At 45.0% G+C, this 7,195-nt stretch carries 6 protein-coding genes and 1 tRNA gene; 4 read left to right on the top strand and 3 right to left on the bottom strand.

Translation table 11 applies throughout. From position 1 onward, the window contains the following. Positions 1–6 precede the first annotated feature (6 nt). A tRNA-Tyr gene (locus BCT81_RS08665) sits at positions 7–91 on the bottom strand. Between the two features lie 129 nt (positions 92–220). On the opposite strand from BCT81_RS08665, the gene BCT81_RS29285 reads away from it, so the two are divergent. From BCT81_RS29285 to vexH, 3 genes are all read left to right on the top strand, one after another. Beyond that, positions 221–382 carry a hypothetical protein gene (locus BCT81_RS29285; protein WP_004739948.1) on the top strand — a complete coding sequence of 54 codons (162 nt, stop codon included), beginning with the start codon at positions 221–223 and terminating at the stop codon, positions 380–382. A 274-nt stretch (positions 383–656) separates the two neighbouring features. Next, positions 657–1,733, top strand: a complete 1,077-nt coding sequence (locus tag BCT81_RS08660; RefSeq protein WP_102423862.1) for an efflux RND transporter periplasmic adaptor subunit — start codon at positions 657–659, stop codon at positions 1,731–1,733. Beyond that, on the top strand, positions 1,733–4,846 hold the full coding sequence (gene vexH, locus BCT81_RS08655) for a vibriobactin export RND transporter permease subunit VexH (protein WP_102423861.1): 3,114 nt from the start codon (positions 1,733–1,735) through the stop codon (positions 4,844–4,846). The genes BCT81_RS08660 and vexH overlap by 1 nt, the downstream gene beginning before the upstream one ends. 100 nt (positions 4,847–4,946) lie before the next feature. Here the strand turns inward: vexH and BCT81_RS08650 are convergent, their stop codons facing one another. Then, positions 4,947–5,540, bottom strand: a complete 594-nt coding sequence (locus tag BCT81_RS08650; RefSeq protein ID WP_102423860.1) for a thioredoxin domain-containing protein — start codon at positions 5,538–5,540, stop codon at positions 4,947–4,949. 127 nt (positions 5,541–5,667) lie between these two features. Here BCT81_RS08650 and BCT81_RS08645 point away from each other — a divergent pair, with 127 nt between their 5' ends. Beyond that, positions 5,668–5,988 carry a DUF1244 domain-containing protein gene (locus BCT81_RS08645; protein ID WP_004736423.1) on the top strand — a complete coding sequence of 107 codons (321 nt, stop codon included), beginning with the start codon at positions 5,668–5,670 and terminating at the stop codon, positions 5,986–5,988. 85 nt (positions 5,989–6,073) lie between these two features. Here the strand turns inward: BCT81_RS08645 and BCT81_RS08640 are convergent, their stop codons facing one another. Then, positions 6,074–7,141 carry a PLP-dependent cysteine synthase family protein gene (locus tag BCT81_RS08640; RefSeq protein WP_061031884.1) on the bottom strand — a complete coding sequence of 356 codons (1,068 nt, stop codon included), beginning with the start codon at positions 7,139–7,141 and terminating at the stop codon, positions 6,074–6,076. Positions 7,142–7,195: the final 54 nt, after the last annotated feature.

Here is a 7,195-nt window from a genome sequence, read left to right as displayed (position 1 = left end):
AGAATATGGTGGAGGGAGACGGATTCGAACCATCGAAGGCAGTGCCGGCAGATTTACAGTCTGCTCCCTTTGGCCACTCGGGAACCCCTCCAGGGTGTTTTTCCTAACTCATAATGGATAGGCTAAAGAGATGTTTTTCCCAACGCATCTCTCAAGTGCGGAGCGCATCATAGCAAACACGTTAAACCTGTAAAGGGTTTTTCTTATGGTTTTGTGTTAAATGCTGCCTTTTTGGGCAAAGATGGCGAAAAGTACTCATATTGCTCGTGAAGTGAACATCTGTACTAAGGTTTACGTACTGGTGGGTAACGCCTTGAGGTTATTGACTTTCTGTCTTGCTGTTGTTTTGGCTAAACCACCACGAAACGTAAACGAAATTTAATCTAGATTTACACTTCTTGACGTTACAGCATTCATCAGTTGATAGAATACTGTTAATTTCATTTATAGAGAATAATACCAATCGTAGTAAGTAACTTGTCGTTCTAGCTTATTAAAATGCTCGGCAGCTGCGTTAGGATTTTTGATTGTAGGGTAACTACTTTTCAAAGCTACCCTGTTGAAAAGAGCAGCCTTGTTTTCAAGCCTTTTTCCTACGCTATTGCTGACCACTTACTCACTGTGATTGCTACAAAACTGACTTGCAGACCATAATTATGAAAAATAAATCTGTTTTAACCCTGCTGAGCTTGTCTATTCTTATGGCGCCTCCAGCCGTACTTGCAAAGCGCATGGGCTCGAGCACTGTCACTGTTGTTACTGAGCAGGTTGATATTCACCAAGTTAGCCAATCCCTGTCTCTAGTTGGAAAACTAGAAGCTGAGCAATCAGTGATGATCACTTCTGAGGTGGCTGGACGCGTTGACTCTATCAACATTAAAGCGAATCAAGATGTGACTAAAGGTCAGATGTTGGTTCAGTTAGATGACGATAAGGCAAAAGCTGCAGTTGCAGAAGCGCAAGCGTATCTAAAAGACGAGAAACGTAAACTAGCGGAATTTGAACGCTTGGTGAAACGTAACGCGATCACGCAAACCGAAATTGACGCGCAGAAAACTAATGTAGAGATCGCCAATGCTCGTTTGGCGGCAGCAAATGCCAACCTAAAAGATCTTCACATTAGCGCACCATTCTCAGGCACAGTCGGCTTTATCGATTTTAGCCGCGGTAAAATGGTGACCGCAGGTACTGAGCTAGTAACCCTAGATGATCTGTCAGTCATGCAGTTAGACCTTCAGATCCCTGAACGTTACCTTTCTAAGCTATCTAAAGGTATGAAAGTGACGGCTCGCACCAGTGCATGGGGAGATACAGAATTTACAGGTTCAGTGGTTGGCATTGATTCTCGTATCAACGCAGAGACATTAAACCTTCGAGTTCGAATTAATTTCGATAACAACAATGATTATCTAAAGCCGGGCATGTTGGTGTCGGCGGCGATGGACTTCCCACCAATTGAAGCACCAATCATTCCAGTTCAAGCTCTCGAGTACTCAGGTACTAAACGTTTTGTTTATGTGGTTGGTGAAGATAACAAGGCAACGCGAACGGAAGTCTTCCTTGGTGCTCGTATCGACAACGAAGTTGTGATTGAAAAGGGTATCGAAATTGGCCAGAAAATTGTTGTTCAGGGCATCGTGAACATGCGTGATGGTGTTCAGGTTCAGGAACTTGCTATAAACCGACCGGCTGACTCAGCAACCGAGAAAACAGCACAAGAAGGCGCTAACTAATGTTGTTATCTGACGTTTCAGTAAAGAGACCAGTAGCAGCTGTCGTATTGAGCTTGCTGTTGGTTGTGTTTGGTATTGTCTCTTTTAGTAAGCTTGCCGTTCGTGAAATGCCTGATATCGAAAGCCCTGTGGTATCGATCAGCACGCGTTACGAAGGCGCATCAGCGACCATTATCGAGAGTCAAATAACCTCCAATCTTGAAGACCAATTATCCGGTATCAGTGGTATTGATGAGATCGAGTCCACCACTCGTAACGGTATGTCGCGTATTACGATTACCTTTGAATTGGGTTACGACCTGAATACTGGTGTGAGTGACGTTCGTGACGCCGTTGCTCGTGCACAGAGATTTTTGCCTGACGAAGCTGATGACCCGATTGTTTACAAGAACAACGGTAGCGGTGAGGCTTCGGTTTACATCAACCTAAGCTCTACTGAGATGGACCGAACGCAGTTGACCGATTACACAGAGCGTGTGTTGATTGACCGCTTTAGTTTGATCTCCGGCGTAAGTTCAGTGGATATCTCGGGTGGCTTGTACAAAGTAATGTACGTGAAGCTAAAGCCTGCGGAAATGGCAGGGCGTGGTGTTACCACATCTGATATTACGTCTGCATTGAACAACGAGAATATCGAGAGCCCGGGCGGTGAAGTTCGTAATGACGCGATCGTGATGTCGGTTCGTACCGCTCGTTCATACACAGAAGCGGAAGACTTTGAATACCTGGTGGTCAAGCGCTCTTCTGACAACACGCCGATTTATCTTAAAGATGTCGCTGATGTTTATATTGGCGCAGAGAACGAAAACTCGACTTTTAAGAGTGACGGTGTTGTTAACGTCAGTATGGGTATCGTGCCTCAATCAGATGCAAACCCACTTGAGGTGGCAGATTTAGTACACAAAGAAGTGGAAGCTATTCAGAAGTTCTTGCCAGATGGTACGCGTTTGGCTGTCGACTATGACTCGACTGTGTTCATTGATCGTTCTATTTCAGAGGTTTACAGCACACTCTTTATCACAGGAGGTTTGGTTATCCTCGTGCTTTACATCTTTATTGGTCAAGCGCGTGCAACACTGATTCCTGCAGTAACCGTACCGGTATCTTTGATATCGTCGTTTATTGCGGCTTACTACTTCGGTTTCTCTATCAACCTGATTACCTTGATGGCACTTATCCTGTCTATTGGTCTGGTAGTAGATGACGCGATTGTGGTAGTAGAGAACATTTTCCACCATATTGAGCGCGGCGAATCGCCATTGCTTGCGGCTTATAAAGGTACGCGTGAAGTAGGCTTTGCGGTAATCGCAACGACGCTTGTATTGGTGATGGTATTCTTACCAATCTCGTTCATGGACGGCATGGTTGGTCTTCTGTTTACCGAGTTCTCCGTATTGCTTGCTATGTCGGTGATCTTCTCGTCGTTAGTCGCATTGACGTTAACGCCAGTGCTAGGCAGTAAGATCCTAAAAGCGAACGTGAAACCAAACCGCTTTAACCTGTTTGTTGAACGTGTATTTGGCAAATTAGAATCTGGATACCGCTCGGTATTACGCCGCGCGTTAAATTGGCGTTGGGCTGCTCCTATCATCATTATCGCATGTTTGGGTGGTAGCTATGGTTTGATGCAACAAGTGCCAGCGCAGCTGACTCCGCAAGAAGACCGTGGTGTTATTTTTGCGTTTGTCCGTGGTGCTGATGCAACCAGTTATAACCGCATGTCTGCCAACATGGACATTGTTGAAGAACGTCTAATGCCATTGCTTGGTCAAGGCTTCTTGAAGTCATTCAGCATTCAATCACCAGCATTCGGTGGTAATGCTGGTGACCAAACGGGCTTTGTTATCATGATCCTCGAAGATTGGGACGAGCGTGATGTGACCGCGCAAGAAGCGCTGAATGAAGTTCGTAAGTCACTAGCTGGTATCCCTGATGTACGAGTGTTCCCGTTTATGCCTGGTTTCCGAGGAGGGTCGAGTGAGCCAGTACAATTCGTACTTGGTGGCTCAGATTACTCTGAACTGCAAAAGTGGGCGGAGATCTTAAAGCAAGCCGCTGAAGATTCGCCGATGATGGAAGGCGCAGATATTGATTACTCTGAGAAAACGCCTGAGCTACTGGTTACTGTAGACAAGCAGCGTGCAGCAGAGCTGGGTGTGAGTGTTTCTGACATCTCCGACACCCTAGAAATCATGCTAGGCGGTCGTAGTGAGACAACCTTTGTGGAACGTGGTGAAGAGTACGATGTTTATCTGCGAGGTGATGAAAACAGCTTTAACAACGCGAACGACCTAAGCCAAATCTACATGCGAACTCAATCTGGTGAGTTGGTGACATTAGATACGCTAACGCATATTGAAGAAGTGGCATCTTCGATCCGCTTATCACACTACAATAAGCAGAAATCGGTAACGATTAAAGCCAACCTTATGGAAGGTTACACGCTGGGTGATGCGTTAGATTTCCTTGATCAGCAAGCGATTGAACAATTACCGGGTGATATCTCAGTCAGCTACTCTGGTGAGTCTAAAGACTTCAAAGAGAACCAATCGAGCATCTTGGTGGTGTTTGCATTAGCGATGTTGGTGGCGTACTTGGTACTGGCGGCGCAGTTCGAGAGCTTCATTAACCCGCTAGTGGTAATGTTCACTGTACCTATGGGTATCTTTGGTGGCTTCTTGGGCTTGGTGCTGATGAGTCAAGGGCTCAACGTGTACAGCCAGATTGGTATGATCATGTTGATCGGTATGGTAACCAAAAACGGTATCTTGATCGTTGAGTTTGCTAACCAACTGCGTGACCGCGGTATTGAGTTTGAAAAGGCGATCATTGATGCTTCAGCTCGACGTTTACGTCCAATCATGATGACCGCGTTTACCACACTAGCAGGTGCTATCCCATTGATTACCTCAACAGGTGCGGGTTACGAAAGCCGTGTGGCAGTGGGTACGGTTATCTTCTTCGGTATGGGCTTTGCGACTCTGGTAACTCTGTTCGTAATCCCTGCGATGTATCGACTGATTTCTGGCTCAACACGCTCTCCGGGTCACGTCGAAGCGGTGCTCAACAAAGAGCTAAGCCATGACAACATAGGTAGAACTAGCCACGGTTAATTTAGTGGTATAGATAAGTAATTGATGAAAGCCCGACAACTTACTTGTTGTCGGGCTTTTTTATTTGGTTTTCCGAATGGTGCGAGAAAAGAGTGAGACTCTATTGCTCGCTCAGATATTGAATGGTTTCCAGCAGTTCTTCCATAGAGCGGTGGCCTCTTAGTTTCACCATATAGCGCCCATTAATAATAAAGCTCGGAATGCTGCTAATCGATGCTTGCTCGGTCTTAGTAACAGCATCTTCCATGAACTTAGCCCATTGCTGTTGTTGGGTTTGAGTCATGTCTTCTTGTTTCACAAGGTTATGCTCTCTGAAAAAGGCGTCGATATCCGTTTCTTGCAATGGTTTTTTAGTTTGAACCAGCGAGAATAATTCACTCAAAAGTTCATGAGACAGATCAGGCTTTTGAGCCAGCACGGTGTAGTAAATACCTGCAGCTTGTAAGGTCGAGTCGTTAAAAATCACGTGAGTACGATGCAATTCCAGTTCACCAGAGCCTTCCTTATCTTTAAGTAACTCTGTCATCTGCCAACAAGGCATGCAGGTCAATGAAAAGAATTTGTCTACTTGATACTCGGTCGAATAAGGTTTTTCCAAAAGCGTGTATTGTTTTCCCTCTGATGGAGATGCATAAGCAGTAGCGCTTAGGATAAGAGAAGCTAAAAGGATAAATACGTTTTGTAATCGTTTCATGAGAGTTCCGGTTTATCTGTGAATGTTTTGAAAAGCCTGCGTTTGCTCCTAGCGAAGTGCGGGCTTTTTTTGTATAACAATATCTGCTCAATACATTAAAAAATGAAAACTATTAAGGGACACCAAAGTGGCTGAATTTAAATACAAAGATCTTTCTCAAGAAGAACAAGACAAGCTGGATGCAGCAACCTTTCGTCGCCTATTAGCACACTTAGACAACAACAAAGATGTTCAGAATATTGATCTGATGATCTTGGCTGGCTTCTGTCGTAACTGCTTCAGTAAGTGGTACAAAGCCGAAGCTGAACAACAAGGTTTAGACCTTGATATTGATGATGCTCGTGAGCGTGTTTATGGCATGACTTACGATGAGTGGAAACAAAACCACCAACCAAAAGCAACACCAGAGCAACTGGCTGCTTTTGAAGCGAAGCAAAAACCAGAATAGTCTTAGTTTGTCGTTAACCAAAGACATATAAAAAGAGCCCATCAAGGGCTCTTTTTATTTTGGACGCTTGTGTTTTGCTTGGTGCTTAAGCTAATTCACCCGTTTGAGAGAAAGCTTCTAATTTTGCAGCGTAAGGCTGAAGGTCACCAATGTTGTTGTTCACCCACTCGTCATTGAAGTAAGTGTCTAGGTAACGCTCGCCGCTATCACAAAGTAGAGTCACGATAGAGCCTTTCTCTCCACGCGCTTTCATCTCGCTTGCTAGCTGAAGCACACCGTACATATTGGTACCTGTTGATGCTCCAACCTTACGGCCTAGAATGTCAGACAACCAATGTGTCGTTGCAATACTTGCCGCGTCTGGGATCTTACGCATTTCGTCAACCACACCTGGAATAAAGCTTGGTTCTGCACGAGGGCGACCAATGCCTTCAATTTTGCTGAATGTGCTGCCTTTTACTTCTGTATTGCCTGTTTTGTAATACTCGTGGAAAACTGAGTTTTCAGGGTCAACAACGCAAAGTTTAGTTTCATGCTGTTGGTAACGAATGAAACGACCAATCGTTGCTGAAGTACCACCAGTACCCGGGCTCATTACAACCCAAGTTGGAACCGGGTGATCTTCCATCTGCATTTGATTGAAAATCGAGTTCGCGATGTTGTTGTTACCACGCCAGTCGGTTGCGCGCTCAGCGTAAGTAAATTGGTCCATGTAATGACCATTAAGTTCCGCTGCTAAACGACGAGACTCATCGTAAATTTGGTCAGAGCGGTCAACGAGGTGTGCTTGGCCGCCGTAGAATTCAATCTGCTCGATCTTTTTCTTCGCTGTGCACTTTGGCATTACTGCGATAAATGGAAGGCCAAGTAGGCGAGCGAAGTAAGCTTCAGACACCGCCGTGCTACCAGATGAAGATTCAATGATCGTGGTTTCTGGGCCAACCCAACCGTTACAGATAGCGTATAAAAACAGAGAACGCGCCAAACGGTGCTTCAAAGAGCCTGTTGGGTGTGTACTTTCATCTTTAAGGTAAATATCAATGCCTTCAATGCTTGGAAGGTCTAGTTTGATAAGGTGCGTATCCGCAGAGCGTTGGTAGTCCGCTTCAATTTTACGAATCGCGTTGTTAATCCATTGATGGTCAGTGCACATAAGCGTTCTCCTGATCGAGTGTAGGAATTTTTTGTAATTGGTATGGTTTTAATT

The organism is Vibrio sp. 10N.261.52.A1, from assembly GCF_002876325.1.
Classification (GTDB): Bacteria; Pseudomonadota; Gammaproteobacteria; order Enterobacterales; family Vibrionaceae; genus Vibrio; species Vibrio chagasii.
Note: the sequence above shows the minus strand (reverse complement) of the source record. Positions and strands in the feature narration are given on the sequence as shown.